This window comes from Alkalicoccus luteus (genome assembly GCF_012034335.1).
GTDB lineage: Bacteria > Bacillota > Bacilli > Bacillales > Salisediminibacteriaceae > Alkalicoccus > Alkalicoccus luteus_A.
Map to the genome: position 1 here is coordinate 41,002 of NZ_JAATHJ010000011.1, position 17,192 is coordinate 58,193.

The 17,192-nt window shown below is 50.7% G+C and carries 16 protein-coding genes; 6 read left to right on the forward strand and 10 right to left on the reverse strand.

Translation table 11 applies throughout. From position 1 onward, the window contains the following. Window positions 1–76 precede the first annotated feature (76 nt). The 3 genes from HCN83_RS09215 to HCN83_RS09225 are packed head-to-tail and all read left to right on the forward strand — an operon-like array spanning window position 77 to window position 3,543. Complete coding sequence (locus HCN83_RS09215) at window positions 77–1,471, forward strand: cell wall-binding repeat-containing protein (RefSeq protein ID WP_168006567.1); 1,395 nt, start codon at window positions 77–79, stop codon at window positions 1,469–1,471. A gap of 27 nt (window positions 1,472–1,498) precedes the next feature. Continuing rightward, complete coding sequence (locus HCN83_RS09220; protein ID WP_168006569.1) at window positions 1,499–2,179, forward strand: response regulator transcription factor; 681 nt, start codon at window positions 1,499–1,501, stop codon at window positions 2,177–2,179. Continuing rightward, window positions 2,176–3,543 carry a HAMP domain-containing sensor histidine kinase gene (locus HCN83_RS09225; protein ID WP_168006571.1) on the forward strand — a complete coding sequence of 456 codons (1,368 nt, stop codon included), beginning with the start codon at window positions 2,176–2,178 and terminating at the stop codon, window positions 3,541–3,543. Before HCN83_RS09220 ends, HCN83_RS09225 begins: the two co-directional genes overlap by 4 nt. A gap of 5 nt (window positions 3,544–3,548) precedes the next feature. Here the strand turns inward: HCN83_RS09225 and HCN83_RS18760 are convergent, their stop codons facing one another. From HCN83_RS18760 to HCN83_RS09250, 5 genes are all read right to left on the reverse strand, one after another. Further along, entirely contained in the window at window positions 3,549–5,021 is a 1,473-nt protein-coding gene (locus tag HCN83_RS18760) for a methyl-accepting chemotaxis protein (RefSeq protein ID WP_168006573.1), read from the reverse strand. 471 nt (window positions 5,022–5,492) lie between these two features. Further along, a complete protein-coding gene (locus tag HCN83_RS09235; protein WP_168006575.1) occupies window positions 5,493–5,837 on the reverse strand; it encodes a hypothetical protein in 345 nt (114 codons plus the stop codon). A 65-nt stretch (window positions 5,838–5,902) separates the two neighbouring features. Further along, a complete protein-coding gene (locus tag HCN83_RS09240) occupies window positions 5,903–6,421 on the reverse strand; it encodes a GNAT family N-acetyltransferase (RefSeq protein ID WP_168006577.1) in 519 nt (172 codons plus the stop codon). Between the two features lie 263 nt (window positions 6,422–6,684). Next, the gene (gene pepF / locus HCN83_RS09245) at window positions 6,685–8,490 is read right to left on the reverse strand and encodes an oligoendopeptidase F (protein WP_168006579.1); all 1,806 of its coding nucleotides are present in this window, start codon (window positions 8,488–8,490) and stop codon (window positions 6,685–6,687) included. A gap of 132 nt (window positions 8,491–8,622) precedes the next feature. Further along, a complete protein-coding gene (locus tag HCN83_RS09250) occupies window positions 8,623–9,303 on the reverse strand; it encodes a lytic transglycosylase domain-containing protein (RefSeq protein WP_246238170.1) in 681 nt (226 codons plus the stop codon). A gap of 233 nt (window positions 9,304–9,536) precedes the next feature. Between HCN83_RS09250 and HCN83_RS09255 the strand changes: the two genes are divergently transcribed. Then, the gene (locus tag HCN83_RS09255) at window positions 9,537–9,935 is read left to right on the forward strand and encodes a hypothetical protein (RefSeq protein ID WP_168006581.1); all 399 of its coding nucleotides are present in this window, start codon (window positions 9,537–9,539) and stop codon (window positions 9,933–9,935) included. A gap of 57 nt (window positions 9,936–9,992) precedes the next feature. Here the strand turns inward: HCN83_RS09255 and HCN83_RS09260 are convergent, their stop codons facing one another. Next, window positions 9,993–10,712, reverse strand: a complete 720-nt coding sequence (locus HCN83_RS09260) for a hypothetical protein (protein WP_168006583.1) — start codon at window positions 10,710–10,712, stop codon at window positions 9,993–9,995. A gap of 101 nt (window positions 10,713–10,813) precedes the next feature. Further along, a complete protein-coding gene (locus HCN83_RS09265; RefSeq protein WP_168006585.1) occupies window positions 10,814–10,972 on the reverse strand; it encodes a hypothetical protein in 159 nt (52 codons plus the stop codon). A 161-nt stretch (window positions 10,973–11,133) separates the two neighbouring features. Between HCN83_RS09265 and HCN83_RS09270 the strand changes: the two genes are divergently transcribed. Continuing rightward, window positions 11,134–12,561, forward strand: a complete 1,428-nt coding sequence (locus HCN83_RS09270; RefSeq protein WP_168006586.1) for a sodium/glutamate symporter — start codon at window positions 11,134–11,136, stop codon at window positions 12,559–12,561. Window positions 12,562–12,739: 178 nt separating this feature from the next. On the opposite strand, the gene HCN83_RS09275 is transcribed toward HCN83_RS09270, so the two are convergent. Both HCN83_RS09275 and HCN83_RS09280 read right to left on the reverse strand, forming a co-directional pair. After that, window positions 12,740–13,615, reverse strand: coding sequence for a TIGR03943 family putative permease subunit (locus HCN83_RS09275; protein WP_246238171.1), 876 nt, complete (start codon window positions 13,613–13,615; stop codon window positions 12,740–12,742). A gap of 16 nt (window positions 13,616–13,631) precedes the next feature. Continuing rightward, complete coding sequence (locus tag HCN83_RS09280; protein ID WP_168006588.1) at window positions 13,632–14,642, reverse strand: permease; 1,011 nt, start codon at window positions 14,640–14,642, stop codon at window positions 13,632–13,634. 148 nt (window positions 14,643–14,790) lie between these two features. Here HCN83_RS09280 and HCN83_RS09285 point away from each other — a divergent pair, with 148 nt between their 5' ends. Further along, a complete protein-coding gene (locus tag HCN83_RS09285) occupies window positions 14,791–15,990 on the forward strand; it encodes a cation:proton antiporter (protein ID WP_168006589.1) in 1,200 nt (399 codons plus the stop codon). Window positions 15,991–16,165: 175 nt separating this feature from the next. Here HCN83_RS09285 and HCN83_RS09290 read toward each other — a convergent pair whose 3' ends face one another. Further along, a complete protein-coding gene (locus HCN83_RS09290; protein WP_168006590.1) occupies window positions 16,166–17,188 on the reverse strand; it encodes an NAD(P)/FAD-dependent oxidoreductase in 1,023 nt (340 codons plus the stop codon). Between the last annotated feature and the right edge of the window lie 4 nt (window positions 17,189–17,192).

Below are 17,192 nucleotides of genomic sequence, written 5' to 3' on the forward strand. Positions count from 1 at the left end.
AAACTCGAATTCAAAGCTGCTTCATACTTTCTTCATTTTTAGGAGGTAGGCTTGGTCGTAAAGGAGTGATTGGCAAATGAAAAAGACTTGGATCTTAAGCGCTGGTGTGATGCTGACGCTGGCTGCATGCTCTAATGCAGAGGAAACGAATACGAATAGCAATGCCGAAACTGAAAACAATATGAGCACTGCCGAAACAAACGAACAGAATGAGAATCAGCAGTCAGATGAGCATCATATGAATAACGACAACATGAACCACGATGAAATGGATCATGATAATATGGACCACGATAACGGAGACATGAATGAGGATATGAACCATGATAATGAAGACATCGATCACGGCATGAACGGCGACAGAGATTCCTTCGAGGAGAACGCAGCCGAGCTTCCTGCCGAAAATGACGGGGCATCTGAAAACCTTTTAACGACAAACACTAAAAACGTCACCAGAATCGATCAGGAAGAGCCGGAGGACTTTTCCATTGAAGTTTCTCAAACGATCTGGCCTGCCACTCATGAAACGAATCAGCCTGGCACCGTCATTCTTGCAAATCCGGATGAGTGGCAGCAGACGCTCAGTGCGCTTACACTCGTGCACCACCCTAACGACGGGCCCGTTCTGCTAATGGAGGACGGACTAAGCGACGAGCTACTGACAGAAATCGAACGACTAGCACCACTTGGCAACAATGAAGGCTTGGAAATCCTCGCCGCGACAGAACTGACAGCTGAAGAAGAAGATATGCTCAGTGATTATGAATGGGCAGAAATGACTGCAGACTCTCCTGCTGACTTTGCCCGGGAAGCAGATGCTGCTTTTGCTGATACATTGGGTGAATTCCCCGAGAAGGTGTTAATTGCTTCCTCTGAGGAGGAACATCAGCTACTTTCCATGACCGCTGGAAGCTGGATTTCCCATATGAACGAACCGGTGCTGTTTGTAGATGATGACGGCATTCCTGCCGAAACAGAAGAAGCGTTGTCAGAACGGGATCAGGCAAAGATGTATTTGCTCGGAAGCGAAGAAATTATATCCGAGGACACTGAACAGCAGCTCAGTGAATTTGGACATACATCCAGAATTGACGCAGGAACACCGGTTGAGCTGTCCATTGCCTTTGCCCAATTTGAAGAAGACGGGTTCGGCTGGGGCATCACAGAGCCGGGACACGGTTTCGTCTTTACTTCCACGGATCGTCCTGAGTTAGCGCTTGCCGGAGCCCCTTTTGCGCACTTAGGTAAACATGCTCCTGTCCTCTGGCTTGAAGACGGAGAACTTGAAGACGAGCATCGCGACTATTTAGCAACAATTAAACCTTCTTTTACAGACAATCCGATGGAAGGGCCTTATAATCACAGCTATCTGCTTGGTACAGAAGAGGACATCTCCTTTCATACACAAGGATTAATTGATACACTGATGGAAATTGAAGCAGCAGACGGGGGCGGCCACGCAGATCATTGATGCCTTCTCCGCCAGGGAGGTACAAAGATGAATACCATTCTAATCGTTGACGATGAACCGCAAATGCTGGAGCTGATTACAGACTGCCTGCAGCTGCTTCCAGTCGAGGTCCAGACCGAGCATGATTCTGCCGCAGCACGAAAGAGACTGCAAACAGAGTCGTTTGATCTTGTTATGCTCGATGTGATGATGCCTTCTCCTGACGGTTGGGAACTGCTGAAAGAGACTGCGGGACTTCCTTCGCCCCCCTCCGTTATCATGCTGACGGCATTAGGTGACAATGACCAAGTCGTGCGCGGTCTTCAGCATGGTGCAGATGATTATGTAACGAAGCCTTTTGAGCCTGCCATTCTTGCAGCAAGAGTGGAAGCGGTCCTCCGCAGGAAACGCCCGCACTCGGGCAGCACGATAAGCTGTAACGGCCTGACAGTCGACAGTGTGAGACGGCAAGCCGCGTTCGAAGGCTCCTGTCTTTCGCTTACCAAAAAAGAATTCGACCTTGTGGCACTTCTCGTAAAGAGGCCAGGTCAAGTATTTACGCGCCAGCAGCTGCTCGATGAAATCGATGACCACGCCAGCGCTGCTTCAGACAGAACAGTGGACACGCACATGAAAAACATACGTGAAAAGATCCGCCGTGCAGGCGGCTCTTCTTCGCTGATTGAAACCGTCTGGGGAATAGGGTACCGCCTGGGGAACAGAAAATGAAGCTTTCCTTACGCATTGCCCTGCTGTTTTTTTCCGTCATCTTATTGCTTTTAGTAGTCATGGGTGCTGCCTTTTATGAACTATCCCGGCAATTTTATGAAGATCGTCTGCTGCATGACGTTTCAGATCGAATGACTGCCCACGGCCGAGTATTGGAACAGGATGATCATGATGGAGCCTTTGCACACATTCAAACGATGGAGGAAGCGCAGGGGGAAGTCGCGTTCGTTCAATTTTCGTCTGACGGAGGGGCCGTGCGAAGCTCAGACAGCCTCACTCCAGCTGATACAGCCAGGTATTGGGACTGGATAGAGCGATCCGAATCGGATGCAGCACTTACGGAAGCCTCCACACATAACGAGCCGCACGTTTACGCGTATCACGAGTTTGAAACGGACCGAGCCGATGGTTATCTGTTTGTCGACCAGGCTTCCGGAGAGTTTGCCGCTACGAGGGAAACACTTATCTATTTGACTGGCGTCACCACGTTTCTCGGGCTGCTTCTTGCCGGAGGTTTGACGATGCTGTTAACCCGATGGATTACAAATCCATTAACACAAATACGGTCTGTTTCCAGGCGTATCGCACAAGGGGATTTCACTTCCGAACTCGCATGGAAGCGTACGGATGAGATAGGGGATTTGAGCCGCAGCATTGATCAAATGGCCGGCCGGCTTGCCGCTTACCAGGCTTCCAGAAAACGTCTGCTCGCGAATATATCCCACGATTTGCGTACCCCGTTGACTTATGTAAAAGGCTACTCTTCCCTTCTCAAAGGAAAACTGGAGGCAGATGAACGTAAACAGGCAGAAGTGATTCATCGGGAAGCTGCACGGATGGAAAAGCTTGTTACCGATATCGTTGACTTAACAAAAATGGAGGAAGGCGCACTCTCTGTTAATCCGGATACGATTCAGCTTTGTCCGTTTCTGCATGAAATAGCCCGGCATCATCAGCTTTTAGCTGAAGAAACCGGGCATCGTATCCAGGTTATCTGTCAGAAGGACAGCACCGTATACGCTGATCCCGCCCGGCTGGAACAGGCACTGTTCAACCTGTTTCAAAATGCTGTTCGCTACACTCCTGCCGGCACGGTCATCACGTGGGAGATCAGCTGCGATGAAATCAGAAGCTTCATCCTTCTTCAGGATGAAGGACCGGGCATCCAGCCCGATAAGCTTCCCCACATCTGGGATCGTTTTTACAGAGCAGATGAAGCGAGAAGCTCTGCAGTTCCTGGAAGCGGGCTCGGGCTTGCGATTGTAAGACAGATCGTACTTGCAAGCGGCGGACAAGTTGCTGCCGGAAACAGAAACGGCAGCGGCGCGTGGTTTCGTATAGAGCTGCCGTCTCTGACGGATTAATAACGCTAGTCTGCTGACAGCCGTTCTACCGCCTCTTCCGCTGCGGCTGTTTCCCGGCCGATGCCTTCGTTTTGTTCGTGCAGCGCTTCTATAGAGGCGCTCACTTCCTCAACAGCGGCTGATGACTGCTCAATGCCGGCTGCAAGCCCGGTGGTTGATTGATTCATGGAGGAAGCTGCCTGCTGTACAGCAGCAGCCCGTCCTGTAAGAGAAGCAGTCAACGACTTTAACTGATGAATACCCTGCTCCATTTTTTCAGAAGCCTGCAGCATCGATGCTGCGGCTTCATTTTGATTTTCGGCTGCTTCGCCGCTCCGCTTCATCTCATCGAGCGCATTTCCGTTCGCCTGTTCCAGCTCCTCAAGTACGCGGGTGATGCCTTCTGCTGCCTGACCGGATGTTTCCGCAAGCTTCCTTATTTCATCGGCTACCACGGCAAATCCGCGTCCCGCATCACCGGCACGCGCCGCTTCAATTGAAGCATTCAGCGCAAGCAGATTCGTTTGTTCCCCGACCTTAATAATCGACGCTGAAAGGCTGTCTGCTTCATTAATCTTTGCCGTTACCCGTTCAAATTCCTGCTCCAGCCTGCCGAAGCGCTCATTCATTTCGACCGTTTCACCTTCCAGCTTTTCAAGCTCCGTCCTAAATGCCTGCGCCCCCTCTGCCATGCTGTCTGCAGAATTGGATGCTTCCAGCACCTCCTGCTGCATGCCGTTTGCTTCTATAGCAGTGCGCTCTGCCTCTTCAGACAGCGCCTGGACATCGCTGTTTTGCACTTCTGCTCCTTCTGCAAGCTCCTGAGCCGCAGCTGTCATTTCTTTGTAGGAGCTGATGTTTTGCTGAACGGCCGCGTTTGTTCCCGTAAGCGACTCCCGAAGCGCTGCTGCCTGCTCTTGTAAAAATACGGCCTTCTGCTCTTTCGCTTCCGTTTCCTGCTGGGACTCATCAAGCAGCTGTTCCAGCACGTCAGACTGGCGGCCGCCAATGAGAATAACGGCACCTCCCAAAGCCCCCGCAAGGACGTATGTAAGCAAAATAGTTGGCAGATTCGCGCTGATCACCGCAGATTCAGCTGTACTGTAAAAGGCGTTGATCAGCTGGCCTGCCAATCCGAGCACAAGGGCCGTGATCAGCACGTGCCGGTACAGGTGCAGAACCGCTAAAATGAGCAGAAAATAGTAAATGACAGCAACGCCGATCCCTCCGCCAAGCAAAAATACGGCCGACGTTACGAATAAATGAGCTGCAATGATCAGCAGCAGCGGCACGAGTTCCGGCTTTCGAATTAAATAGACAGCTATCGCGTAGAGCCCCCACAGCGCTGCAAACTGGATTCCGTAAACGAGCGCAGTCTGTCCGTCCCCGAGTATAAAATTCATAAGACCGCCCGCTGCAACCGTAGCGGCAAAAAGACCGACAGCGAGCCGGTTTTTCGTCTGCAAATCTTTCTCCTTCATTTCAGTCACGATACTCACCGATGAGACAACCCCTTTATCAACACATTTTTTCCATCATAAGGAATATATCGAACAACTTTGACTGAATGTGAAGCGCTTGCACGAAAAAGGCTGCTTCACATGTTTTTGAAGCAGCCTCTTAACGTATTTACATTTGCACCCATACATGCAGTTTCCTCTGCTTTCAGAGTCCAGCAGATATTTCAGCGGATTGTTCGTTTTGCTTCTCGTTAAGTTACATTTGCCAAGTCTTAAGTCGTTTTATTCGTTATAACGATCTGTTAAGTTGCGTGAGTCACTTTTGACCGCTGCCAAGTAACGTTCAGAGGGCGTTCTGTTACAATTGCCGGGCGTTGTGTCGCTTTTGCAGCCTGCAAAGTTATTTTTCAAATGAAATACCGCCTCGTCTGAGATGGAAGCAGTAAACAGGATCCCGACGTTTAAACAATTGAAAGGCTGCTTCAGATTTTTTCTGAAGCAGCCTTTCTGTTAAGCGACAGCCGGAGCGATCAGGGCTGTCAGCAGCAAAATGCCGAACACGATCAAGGCACCGATTGCGAGTATGCCTGGGATGCCATCGAACGGTTTAGGTCCATCCGATTCGGCAGACTTGCTGATGGTAGAATATGAATTTGGCGCGGATGTTCCGTACACGGTCGGTTTTGCGCTTCCGGGTGAAGTAAATAAGCGGATCACAACCGGAGCCGTCATGACCGCAACCGCTGCCAGCATCAGCATAACGAATACCGTCATCGATCCGGTCAGCGCGCCAACGCCTGCGGATAATGCCGCTGCACCTGCCCCTGCAGCAAATGCTTTAAGCCATTTTGTCATGAGGAGCCTCCTTTTATTTATTCTGGATTAGTATTCCATTCCCTGACATTCATGCACGTAATCCCTTAATCGGCCTTGGCTTCCAGGCGGTAATCATTCTTAAGGGCGGACGCCGGGAGAAGCATCGTGTAAAAAAGCGTGCCCCGGTTGATGAATTCCTGATGTTTATAAAAACCGATCTTCTCGTACGTGTTTCTGGCCCTGGCGTTAAAGTCAGCAACAGAGAGACGGAGCATCAGGCAGTCTGTCGCATCACATGCCCAGCGTACAACGTATGCTGTAAACGGGACGCCGAGCTTTTTGCCGGTTAAGGCGGGGTTCAAACCAAGTCCAATATCGACCGCCGGATCGCGATAGACACCATTCTGTATTCCTTCTGGCACCTGTGCTTCTCGTCCGAGACAGCAGAAGCCGATGATACTGCCGTCAGCGTGCCTGACGCTGAAGTAGCTGCCGCCGAGCAGCGTTTCGTACGTTTCAGCAGTTGGCTCAAAACTGTAGCGCTCGTATGGCGGTTCGTACACCCAGCTGCTGATTTCATCTGCATCTTCCCTGGTCATTCGCTGCAGCGTCCACTGTTTCACACCCCATCTCTCCTTCCGTTTTATCCTGCTAAAACAGTTCGGCAGGAAAAACCGTTTTCCTGCTGCAACGGCTTAAATGAGGGGAAAAACGCAAGTACGACTTTCCTGCAATGTCAATTCAAGACCTAATGGAGCGATCCTGTTTCAATCGTACTGATTTAAATGGAGCAATTGCTTTCTTTTTGCCAGCTGTGCTCAAGCTTTCTCCACAAACAAGAGCCTCTACCCCGCAATCGGGATAAAGGCTCTTATTTAACGAGACATTAAGTTGTTTCGAAGCTTTGCTCCAGCTCATCGACGAGCGTGCCTACATAAGCAACCGCTTCCTGGATCGGCTTTTTCGTGGTCATATCGACACCTGCAAGCTGCATCAGCTCCAGCGGCTTTTTTGTTCCGCCTGCTTTTAATGCAGCAAGCCAGCGCTCCACAGCAGGTTCTCCCTCCTGCTGAATGTGCTGAGCAGCTGCGGTGGACGCTGTCAGACCGGCAGAGTACGTATACGGATACAGTCCCATGTAGTAATGCGGCTGCTTCATCCACGTCAAACCGGCGTCTTCGTCAATTTCCACGTCGGGTCCCCAGAACTTCTGCAGCGTATCGCGCTTTTCCCGATTGAGCACCTGTGCCGTGATCGCCTCGCCTTTCTCAGCGAGGGCATAAATCCGTCGCTGCAGCTCGCCTTCAAGGATGTGTGTGACGAAGTTGTGGTAGTACGTTCCGAGCGACTGCAGCACGACCCAGCGGCGCATGCGCGTATCGTTGGACTGATCAAGAATATGGCGGCTCAAGAGCATTTCATTCATCGTAGACGGCGCTTCGATAAAGTAAAGCGATGGACGCGTATTGGAAATGCGCTGATAGCGGCCGGCCATGCTGAAGTGCCCTGCATGTCCAAGCTCATGCGCAAGCGTAAACGCGTCACGCATATTATCATTCCATGTCACGAGAATGTAAGGATGAACGCCGTACGGGCTTGAGCAGAAGGCGCCGGAGCGCTTTCCGTGGTTATCGGCACGGTCAACCCAACGCTCTTTTAATCCTTTTTCCATGAACTGCATGTATTCTTCGCCCATGACCTCAAGGGATTTCAAAATCATGTCGCCTGCTTCCTCATACGACATATCCGGATCAAAATCAGGATCGAGCGGTGCTTTCAGATCGGCATATGTCATCTTATCCAAGCCCAGCATTTTTTTCTTTAAGGCGGCAAGCCGGCGCATATGCGGCGCGAGCTCCTCCTGAATCGTATCAAGCTGACGGTGATACATTTCTTCTGTTACCTGCTGACCGTGCAGCAGCATCTGCGTCACGGACTCATATCCGCGGAGCCTTGATTCTGTGATAGAGCGTGTGATTTCTGTCGCATAGGTAGCCGCGTACGTGTTCTGATATGCACGAAGACCGTCGGAAAATGCTTCGTAGGCGCGCCTGCGCACGTCGGTATCCGGATGGGACTCATAGCTCTCGAACGTATTAAATGTGAGCGGGTACTCCGTGCCGTCAGCTGTTTTAAACGAGCGGAACGTCATATCAGATGTTTTGCTTCGCTCGTAAATCATAAACGGCGAACTGTGCACTTCCCCGAAAGCGGCCAGTACGTTTTCTGTTTCTGCACTGAGCTGATACGGCTTTTCCTCCATTAAATCTTTCAGTGTTTTATGGAAATCTTCCAGACCTGGCTCCTCGTTCAGCCATTTCTGAAGCGTTTCCGGATCGAGCTCAAGAATTTCTGACTTAATAAATGAGGTCGCAGCCCCGGCCTCGGAACCGAGAGCGGCTATACGGGCGGCATCTGCCTGATTTTCCGGGTTGCCTCCGTCGGAAGATTCCTTCAGCATCGCATATGTAAAAATACGCGTCAGACGCTCTTCCAGCTTTTCCTTTGCTTCCAGCAGCTGCAATAATGTCGCAGCATCCTGTACGCTTTTTCCCTTAAAAGCTGATACCTCTGCAAGCGCATCCGGCACTTGCGCGACCTCGCTGAGCCACGTGCTGCGGTCGCTGAATAAATCCGTTAAGTCCCACGTTTCTTCTTCTGGTATTTGCGTTCTGTCGAGCGTTTCCTTCATTTGTCATCTCCACCTTCCGTCTGAATATTTCGATTTTCGAAACATACCTTTATTGTACGTGATTTAAGCGTTTATGAAAAGCCCTTCCAATATGAAAAAGAAGGACCGCCGCCGGCCCTGCTGCTTCTCTCACTATGATACTCTGTCACTGCCGCCTGCATATTCAGCTTCCCGATCTTCCAGATTGAAGAGCCGGTAGCCCTGCTCGTACGCCTCCTTATAGCTGAGCACATCGTCGACGTACCACTCAGCGCGATTATACTGATAAACCGCCTGTTCATAATTGCCCTCATCTGCTCCGTTTCTCGCCAGATAGTAAGCCGCACTATGCATCGCATCATGCAGATCAAACGGGTCTGCTTCTCCGTTTCCTGCCGCATCCTGACCATAGCCGCCGTAGGCTTCAATCACCTCCGGGTCGGTTTTCTCTTCTTCCGGGATATCCCCTTCACCGAGCCCTTCACAGCTGGGATGGCCCCATCCTGTCCAGGTACACGGCATAAACTGAAAATGACCTTCTGCGCCTACCGGGCTGACGAGCGGATCCATTGTGGAAAAAATCGTTTCCACTCGGTGAATGGCTGCCAGCAGCTCCCACGGAATGCTGTAGGCATCTGCAGCTTCCTGATAAGCTTCCAGATATTCCTCCGGCACTTCTTCTGCCGCAATATAGATCGTGCGCTGTTCTTCCGGTTCGGCTTCTTCTTCTCCATTTCGCTCATCCAGCGAAACCGCAAATAACAGAACGAAGAATATCGCTGCTGCACTGAGTGAAAAAGCTACGGCAGCACTCGTTTTTATCATTTGTTTCATCAGCTTCCTCCGCTCCTTCTCTCTATGCTTCAGTATAACTCATTTCTACAAAAAGCTCCTGCTGAAAGCCGGATAAATTCTATTTCAACCTCTAATTGTATGACAGCCGTACTACAAGGCCGGCGTTCACTTCTCAGAATGATGACAGTTTCGTTATCATTCTGTAACGTTTACCCATTTTTGGTGTTCAGGCAGTATGATAGAGACAAATAGAAGTAAGCAGGTGAGACATCATGAAACTGATCATCTTATTAATCGGTATGAGCGCGTTTGTATTTGGATGCGGCTCAGAGTCCGTTTATGACATTATACCGGAAATTGAAGAAGACAATAAGCTCCACGCGATCGTACTGATTGAAGACTCGAATGATCAGAACAACCACCCTTACTACAATGCTTTGCTCGAAGTAAACAACCTCGACATCGTTCAGCCACACATCGTGTCAGCATCTGACCATCCGGAGGTTCCGGACTATTTTCACGCCGATCACTTCCCGTGCCTGATTTTGTATGAGAATGGAGAAGTCGTCATGCATCTGGATGATGCTGCATCCATGGATGATATTATTGATGAGTTAAACGGAAACGTCGACCGCTTCACGCGAAAAATGCTGGCTGAAGAAGACGTATAGAACAACAAAAGAGCTGTTCCTCCGGACGATCCGGCGGAACAGCTCTTTTGTTTATTATTATTCGATTCCGACCAGTGTGCCCGTGCTGAATTCAAGGATAAATTCGTCCTCTTCTTCCGCTTCTACATGCTGGCCGTCAACCTCTACTTCAATGTGCCATGCACCGGCTGTCTGGAATTCTGCTCCTGTACCGGCGGATACGATTTCCTCTTCAACAGAATCAGCGTTCCAGCTGAGAACATCAGATCCATCCACGCTTATTTCAGAGTCAGATACGTCTCCGAACGACGGGAAGCGGCTTTCGTCTTCCAAATCTCCTTCCAGCTCATACGAGAATGAAAGCAGGACGCGCATGTCTGATTCTTCTGCACCAGGGATCAGATAATAACCTTCAGCTGTGCCGGATTCTTCTCCTTCACCTTCATCCGGTGATTCATCTTTCGGGAGCATGTCTGCATCGCGTGCAGCAGCTACTGCAGCAAACAGTTCTTCTAATTCTTCCATAGAAGCTTCTTCACCGCCGTCTCCTTCTCCGACCGTCACGTCAATATCATACTCGGATGCCAGGTCTTCAATCTCCCCGCCATCTTCTGCTTCTTCGTTCTCATTCGCTTCGTTATCCGCATTCTCATCTGCGTTATTCTCTTCAGCTGTGTTGTTTTCCGGGGCATTATTGTCTGCTCCGTCATTCTCCTCACCATTGTTTTCTGCGTTTCCGCAAGCAGCCAGTACAAGCGAAGCTGTGACTGCACCTGTCAATGCAATTGATTTTTTCATGTTTTGACTCACCCTTTTATCTGTAATAGTCATCCATCCTGCACACTACCCGATTCTGCAGGCTTTTCATGTCAAATAAGACTATAAAAATCTAAAAGAATCTATAACCCCTGCCTGTCCAGAAAAAATAGTATTGCTGCACAAAACAGCATGGCAACCCCTAACGTCAGCAGCAGTCCGTCTTCCCGGAAAGCAGAGCCTGTAAAACCAGCTGCAGCTGCCAGCAGCGAGACAATCCAGCCGATCCTGTAAAGAAGCATAGCGGAAGCACCTCCTACGTACCTGTACCCGTTTCTTTGAAACGTTTATCAGCTTTCCGTAGAGAGCACACTAAATATTTCATTATTTTCCATACGTTTTTACAGCTTTGAAGGGTATAGCATGAAAAGGACTACATAAAAATGGAAAGGAAGTGCCTGCCATGAGCCCTAATGAAATAGGCTTCAGCTTTATCATTATTGGAATTCTTCTCATCATCGGTAAATGGATTCGGGTCTATTCGGTAAAACTGCAGCAGCTGTTTTTACCATCTTCCATCATCGCCGGAGCACTCGCCCTCCTGCTGGGGCCCGAAGTTCTCGGCAGCATCGTTTCTCAGTTCGCACCGGAATCGATCTTTGCAAGGGGAATGTTTCCTGCCTTTATGATCGATGTCTGGGCAGAACTCCCCGGCCTGTTTATTAACATCGTATTCGCATCGTTGTTCCTCGGAACCCGGCTGCCGGATCTGCAGAAGGTCTGGATTGTCGGTGGTCCGCAAGTGGCAATGGGCCAGATGGTTTCGTGGGGGCAGTATGTCATCGGGATCGTCCTTGTCCTGCTGGTGCTCGCTCCTTTATTCGGAACGAATCCGCTTGCCGGAGCACTGATTGAAATCAGCTTTGTCGGCGGACACGGTACCGCAGCCGGACTCGGGGAAACGTTTAACGAGCTCGGGTTCTCTGAAGGGTACGATTTATCAATCGGGCTTGCAACAATTGGGATTTTGAGCGGGGTCATCATCGGGATTATCCTGATTAACATCGGTGCCAGAACCGGCAGAGCAAAATTTGTCGGCGGGAAACAGTCTTTTTCCGACAAAGGGAAGACTGGCATTGTAGACCTCGATAACCGTGACGCCAGTGCTGATATGACGACGCGGCCGGAATCAATTGATCCGTTTTCCGTTCACATCGCCTACGTCGGACTCGCAATCGGGGTCGGCTGGGTGCTGCTCGAGTTTTTCGTCTGGCTGGAAGACATAACGTACGGGCAGGCGACAGACGTATATCTGTTCGAATACGTGCCTCTCTTCCCGCTAGCCATGGTTGGCGGTATTATTGTTCAGGCGTTCTCACAGAAATTTGACCGCTTTCAGCTGATTGACCGAAAAACGATCAACCGTGTAAGTGGCCTTTCCCTGGACATTTTGATCGTCAGCGCGTTAGCGACGATTTCCATTGCCGTTATCGGTGATAACCTTGCAGCGTTTCTCGGTCTAGCCATCGTAGGTGTCGTGTGGAACGTGCTTGCGTTCTTGTATCTCGCTCCTAAAATGATTCCGAGCTACTGGTTTGAGCGCGGGCTCGGTGATTTCGGTCAGGCCACCGGGATTGCCGCTACCGGCCTGCTCCTTATGAAAGTAGCCGACCCGAACAATGAAACACCGGCGCTGGAAGGGTTCGGCTATAAACAGGTACTTTTCGAACCGTTCGTCGGCGGCGGACTTGTAACAGCTGCGGCGATGCCGCTCATCTTCCAGTTCGGAGCCGTCCCGTTTTTAATCGGTTCCGCCGCGATGACGCTGTTCTGGCTTCTGTTCGGTATCCTTTACTTCGGACGGAAAAAGACGGCTGATTCGACCAGCTGATTAACAAGAAACCGGCACGGAGCAGAGAGGTGTCTCCCTCAGCTCCGTACCGGTTCTTATGCTTCATAACGGCGGTTAGTGCAGGCCAAGGGGCCTCCTTTTCTTTCGTCAAAGCAACGAAATGACTTTTAGTCGGTTCCGTTTTTGGCCGGCAGCGCCGTTTTCATAAACAGTTCGCCTACTGATAGCCTGGATAAACGTAAGGGCTGTCGGGCTGTTCGATCGGTTCAAGCTCTGCATCTTCTAAGATGGCAACTTCCTGACCGTTATATGTGCCGGCACGAATCGTCCCCCGTGCCTGGAACCATGTATCATCACCGAAATCAGCCGCTTCTTCAGAGTCGATAATCAGCCCGTAAACACCTGCGTCAGCTACACAGCAGGTCATGCCGAAGCGTGCCGCGACGAGTCTGTTCTCATCAAAATCCGGCTCGCGAAACGCGAATCCATACACCTCCACTTCTGTTCCTTCAAAAGAATCGGTATACAGATCAAGCAGAGTGAGGACATCGATAAACGTATCTTCATCCACAGCAATTTCATCCGCTCCAGCGTAAGTTTCGAACAGTTCTTCGTAATAGCCTTCGAACCATTCTTCATCTTCGTAATCAAGCGGGGCATGCTCGTCGGCTTCCTCTTCTTCCGTTCCGCCGAGCGCCTCCATATAACCGTCCGGGTCATCAAGATAGGAATCAGCACGCGGGGTATCGGATTCGGATTCCTCCGCCTGAAGACCGGGACCATGTGCTGCAGCTCCGTATTGAACTCCCCGATTTTCAGCGACGGAGCTGTCAAGACCGCGTTCCGGCAAAATGAATCCCGCCGTAAGGGGAACGAGAAACAGCACATACACCGGCCAGGGCTGCGGGTGATCATCCTCTTTATCCTGAAACAGCTGTACCGCTCCAAGAATAAAAAACGTGACCATGCCGAAATAGATGAACGGCATCATGATCGGTGCAATGTAATAGACGATACCGCCTGACAGAACGAGTCCGAGAATCAGCAGGCCGAAGCCCATCAGAATCACACCTCGTAAAAAAGCATAGGACAATGATTTCCCCTCCTTATCAGCTGATGACCGCAAACGTCAGCAGAACACCTGCAAAGACGGCGGCGGTTACGGTAATCATAAAGACAATGACAAATTTCGTGCGAAAAAAAGCAAACAGCATGATCGTATTTTTCAGATCAAGCATCGGCCCGTAAAGCAGGAAGGCTGAAATTGATGCCGGTGTAAACTGATTTCCAAACGATGATGCCACAAACGCATCTGCTTCCGAACAGAGCGATAAAATATACGCAAATCCCATCATCACGGCTACAGAGGCTATTTCATCCGATCCGATGCTGAGCAGCACTGACCTGTCGAGAAACGTTTGGAAGAGCGCGGCAATAAAAGCGCCGATCAGCAGGTACTTCCCCATCATAAAAAATTCCTCTGCTGCGTGAGAGCAGATTTCCTTCAGCCGCGCGGCAACCCCCTGTCCATGTTCGTGGTGATGATGGTGATGCACGTGCACTTCTCCCGGTCTTGTACGGATCACCGGGCCCTTGTTTTTAAATACAAGATATAAAATCAGCCCAATGACAAGAGACAGCACGAATGCCAGCCCGAAACGGACATAGACGATCTCCAGCTGATTGCGGAACGCAAAAAACGTAGAAGCGAGCACAACCGGATTCAGAATTGGTGCGGCAACGAGAAAGACCATCCCGGCCTGAAAGGGTACGCCTTTTTTAATCAGCCGCCTGACGACTGGCACAATCGCACATTCACACAGCGGAAGAATCGTGCCGACAAGCGCTGCAGGGAGGAGTGTTTTAATCCCTTTGCCGGGCATCCAGCGGGCAATCTGTTCGGGGGTAACGTACAGGTGGATCATGGAGGAGAGCAGCACGCCGATCAAAAGAAACGGTGCTGCTTCAATGACAATACCGAGAAAGATCGTGTTCACGTTAATCCACGCAGACGGCGCAGCCTCAAACGTCAGCACGTCCTGAAATAAAAACATTATAAGAATAAACAGCAAAACAGCACCGCCCAGAATATCTGGCCGGATCCGGGTTTGGTTCACCATAACAATCTCCTTCACAGCTTCTCTTATCAGTGTACAACGCGCTCGTCTAAATCTCACCCCTTTATACGAAATTTCATTCGTATTTCTGACGGTGCGAGACTGGTTAAAAAGGGTATAAGGATAGAAAAGAGAAGGGGGGCCTGAAGCTATGCTGGAAGATGTCGCCTTGGTTTTAAGCCTGCTGCTGATCGGCTACCTCGTGTATACACTTGACCGGAATAAGCAGGCGTTTCCGGCTCCGCCCGTACTTGTCCTCCTTGGTATTCTGCTTTCCTTTATTCCGTTTTATTCCGAGGTGCCGGTTACCGCCTCGTTTATTTATCATATTTTGCTTCCTGCTCTTTTGTTTGTCGGAGCTTACCGTTTTCCCGTTCAGCAGTTTTTCCGGTACCGCCGCTTTATTCTGCTGCTCAGCACCGCCGGCATTGTAGCCGCGGTCTTTCTTTCAGGAGCAGCCTTTTTTGCCGTGTCAATTCCGTTTATGACGATATCGTTTACCGCAGCGCTGCTTATTGCGGCTGTCCTGATTCCAACGGATCCGGTTTCTGTGATTGAAATATTGTCATCTGATTTGGACGACGAACTCGTAACAAGCGTCGTCGAGGGGGAATCGATGATCAATGACGGAACGAGTATCGTTGTCTTCTCGCTCGTTTTCAGCTGGTACGTCCAAAGCCCGCCTACTTTTCTGGAGGGCACCAGTCAGCTTCTCGTCACCTCGCTTGGCGGTGCTGCGATCGGCGCTGCCTTCGGCTGGCTGTTCAGTCTCGCGCTTCATTATACACACGAGCGCAGCTATCAGATTATGCTCAGTATTATCATCGCCTATGCCTCGTTTATTGCTGCAGAAGCGGTGCATGCATCCGGAGTGCTCGCCGTCGTTACAGCCGGACTTTTTCTTTCTCATCGGATCAAAGCAAGCAGCCGCGAAAGCCATTTACGGGAATCACTCGATGGCTTTTGGGAGATCGTTGAACTATCCATTTTATCACTGCTGTTTTTACTGATCGGCATCGCTGCAGGACCGTCGCTCTTTAATAGCTACTGGCACGTTATCGTTCTCTTTTTTATTCTGATGGTTGTCCTTCGCTGGCTGGTGGTCGAGCTGATCATGCGCGCAACGCCAACGGTTCATAAGCCAACGTTTTCCGAGCGTTTTCTCGTCAGTATTTCCGGTGTGAAAGGAGCAGTGTCTGTTTATTTAATCCTGACGATCCAGGAATCTGCAGCTGATCAGGCAGCGCTCCTTGCAGCAGTCTCCTTCAGCGTCGTCTTTTTATCCCTGCTGCTTCAAAGTCTCGCGATTCACCCAGCCGCCAGATTCATCCGCTTTCTTGGACGCTCCTGACCGCTCTCCAGCCGCTTTATGACGTGAAATAACGAGTCGGCAGTATTCTCCGGCTCGTCAGGCTGTCGACAAAGTTAATCTGCTTACCTGTCTATTCATTATGATCCAGCCTGCCACGTACTTGCCTTTCTCTATCTCTCAAGGTCGCCATCAGCTTGTCTCCTTGGCCAGCCCGCTACACCTGTCCCGCTTTCTTTAACGCCTCATTCCGTTCTGCAAAGCCGCTGTGATGAGACGAGACCATGCCGGAGGCTGCCGCTTCCGGATCAACGTATGTTTTCGCTGCATTCACGGCGTTCGCTGCGTCATGAAACGCACCGGCAAGGAGGTTGATTTTACCTGGGTGAAGCGCTACGTCGCCAGCTGCAAACAGGCCGGGTACGCTCGTCGCTCCGTTCGCAGCGGCAGTGATTCGCTGCTCCTCCATCTCAAGCGCGAGGCTCGTGCCATTCAAAAAGGCCAGCTCCCGCTCATAGCCGTGATTCACAAGGACATGATCCACATCAACAATTCTGCCTGCATCCAGGCCGCACTGCAGCTCCACCTGTTTGATTCTCGTACCGCTCTCATCGGCAATCAGCCGCTGAATCGACGTTTGCAGCATACAGTCGACGGTGGAGCACATGACTTTTTCGACGACTGCTTCATGTCCTTTCAACGCACTGCGGCAGCTTATAATAACGTTTGCCGCAATTCCTTCCAGTTCGTTCGCCCAGTCAACTGCTGTATTGCCGCCTCCGGAAATGAGAACAGTTTTGTCCCGGAACGTTTCAAGCCCCTGCGCCGTATAGTGCAGGTTCGTCATATCAAATCGTTCCGCCCCCTCAACTTCAAGACGCTGCGGCGTGATAATACCACCTCCGGCAGCGACAATCACCGTTGAAGATTCAAACGAGCTCCCCCCTTCGGTCAAGACCTCGAAGCCATTCTCGGTCTGTTTGATATCCGCTACAATTGTTTCGAGATGAACCTCCGGGTCAAATGTTCTTCCCTGCCGAACCAATCCGGCACAGAAATCCTCACCGCTTAACGGCGGCATCCCGCCTGCATCCCAAATGACTTTTTCCGGATAAAGCCGAACTTTCCCGCCCAGCTGCGCCTGGGCCTCGATTAACGTTACACTCATGCCCCTAAGTCCGCTGTAAAAAGTAGCGTACAGCCCAGCCGGACCTCCGCCGATGATGGTTACATCCTTCATAGTT